This window comes from Colwellia hornerae (assembly GCF_007954355.1).
GTDB classification, from domain to species: Bacteria; Pseudomonadota; Gammaproteobacteria; order Enterobacterales; family Alteromonadaceae; genus Colwellia_A; species Colwellia_A hornerae.
In genome coordinates, this window is sequence record NZ_VOLR01000057.1 from 1 (window position 1) to 2,869 (window position 2,869).

General features: G+C 49.3%; 1 rRNA gene. It reads right to left on the reverse strand.

The window, feature by feature from the left end:
• Positions 1-78: 78 nt before the first annotated feature.
• Positions 79-2,869 (reverse strand): 23S ribosomal RNA (locus tag ESZ26_RS18785); the annotation flags it as partial.

A 2,869-nucleotide genomic window follows, 5' to 3' on the forward strand; every position in this document is an offset into this window, starting at 1 on the left:
ACGTTGTGCGTGATATTGCTTTTCAGCAATGTGTCAGTCTTTTACAAACACTTCGTAGTAAAACTACTTGGGTGTTGTATGGTTAAGCCTCACGGGCAATTAGTATCAGTTAGCTCAAGACCTCGCAGTCCTTACACACCTGACCTATCAACGTTGTAGTCTCCAACGACCCTTTAGGGAGCTTAAAGCTCCAGTGAGAACTCATCTCAAAGCCTGCTTCCCGCTTAGATGCTTTCAGCGGTTATCAGTTCCGAACGTAGCTACCGGGCAATGCTATTGGCATAACAACCCGAACACCAGCGGTTCGTCCACTCCGGTCCTCTCGTACTAGGAGCAGCCCTCTTCAATTCTCAAACGCCCACGGCAGATAGGGACCGAACTGTCTCACGACGTTCTAAACCCAGCTCGCGTACCACTTTAAATGGCGAACAGCCATACCCTTGGGACCGACTTCAGCCCCAGGATGTGATGAGCCGACATCGAGGTGCCAAACACCGCCGTCGATATGAACTCTTGGGCGGTATCAGCCTGTTATCCCCGGAGTACCTTTTATCCGTTGAGCGATGGCCCTTCCATACAGAACCACCGGATCACTATGACCTACTTTCGTACCTGCTCGACGTGTCTGTCTCGCAGTTAAGCTGGCTTATGCCATTGCACTAACCGTATGATGTCCGACCATACTTAGCCAACCTTCGTGCTCCTCCGTTACTCTTTGGGAGGAGACCGCCCCAGTCAAACTACCCACCAGACAGTGTCCCCAAGCCCGATAAGGGCCCTAGGTTAGAACATCACGCATACAAGGGTGGTATTTCAAGGTAGACTCCACTTCATCTAGCGACAAAGTTTCATAGTCTCCCACCTATCCTACACATGTAGGAGCAATGTTCACTGTCAAGCTATAGTAAAGGTTCACGGGGTCTTTCCGTCTAGCCGCGGGTATACGGCATCTTAACCGCAAATTCAATTTCACTGAGTCTCGGGTGGAGACAGTGTGGCCATGATTACGCCATTCGTGCAGGTCGGAACTTACCCGACAAGGAATTTCGCTACCTTAGGACCGTTATAGTTACGGCCGCCGTTTACCGGGGCTTCGATCATCAGCTTCGCTTACGCTAACCGAATCAATTAACCTTCCGGCACCGGGCAGGCGTCACACCGTATACGTCATCTTTCGATTTTGCACAGTGCTGTGTTTTTAATAAACAGTTCCAGCCACCTGGTTACTTCGACTACTCTTAGCTTACACCGCAAGGGTTTAACCGAGAGTAGCGTACCTTCTCCCGAAGTTACGGTACTATTTTGCCTAGTTCCTTCACCCGAGTTCTCTCAAGCGCCTTAGTATTCTCTACCTAACCACCTGTGTCGGTTTGGGGTACGGTTCCTATATATCTGAAGCTTAGAAGCTTTTCCTGGAAGCATGGCATCAACAGCTTCAACTCCGTAGAGTCTCGTCTCGTATCTCAGTGTTCAATGAAGACCCGGATTTACCTAAGTCAACCACCTACGTACTTTCACACGGACTACCAACGCCGTGCCTGTTTAGCCTACTCCGTCCCTCCTTCGCAATATATAGAAGTACAGAAATATTAATCTGTTTCCCATCGACTACGCGTTTCCGCCTCGCCTTAGGGGCCGACTTACCCTGCCCTGATTAACATGGGACAGGAAACCTTGGTCTTTCGGCGGGGGAGTTTTTCACTCCCCTTATCGTTACTCATGTCAGCATTCGCACTTCTGATACCTCCAGCAAGCTTTACAACTCACCTTCAACGGCTTACAGAACGCTCCCCTACCACTCATAATAAATTATGAATCCGCAGCTTCGGTGACTAGTTTAGCCCCGTTACATCTTCCGCGCAGACCGACTCGACTAGTGAGCTATTACGCTTTCTTTAAAGGATGGCTGCTTCTAAGCCAACCTCCTAGCTGTCTATGCCTTTCCACATCGTTTCCCACTTAACTAGTACTTTGGGACCTTAGCTGGCGGTCTGGGTTGTTTCCCTCTTCACAACGGACGTTAGCACCCGCAGTGTGTCTCCCGCATATCACTCATTGGTATTCGGAGTTTGCAAAGGGTTGGTAAGTCGGGATGACCCCCTAGCCTTAACAGTGCTCTACCCCCAATGGTGTTCGTGCGAGGCTCTACCTAAATAGATTTCGGGGAGAACCAGCTATCTCCCGGCTTGATTAGCCTTTCACTCCGACCCACAAGTCATCACCGCATTTTTCAACATACGTGTGTTCGGTCCTCCAGTTGATGTTACTCAACCTTCAACCTGCCCATGGGTAGATCGCCGGGTTTCGGGTCTATACCCTGCAACTAAACGCGCAGTTAACACTCGCTTTCGCTACGGCTCCCCTAATCGGTTAACCTTGCTACAGAATATAAGTCGCTGACCCATTATACAAAAGGTACGCAGTCACCGGACTAAATCCGGCTTCCACTGCTTGTACGTATGCGGTTTCAGGTTCTATTTCACTCCCCTCACAGGGGTTCTTTTCGCCTTTCCCTCACGGTACTGGTTCACTATCGGTCAGTTAGTAGTATTTAGCCTTGGAGGATGGTCCCCCCATATTCAGACAAAGTTTCACGTGCTCCGTCCTACTCGATTTCACTCAAAGGTTGCTTTTGTGTACGGGACTATCACCCTGTATCGTTGTACTTTCCAGTACATTCCACTAGCGCCCAATAAGCTTAAGGGCTGATTCGCGTTCGCTCGCCGCTACTAACGAAATCTCGGTTGATTTCTTTTCCTCAGGGTACTTAGATGTTTCAGTTCTCCTGGTTCGCTTCATTAAGCTATGTATTCACTTAATGATACTGACTTATGTCAGTGGGTTTCCCCATTCGGAAATCATTGGCTAT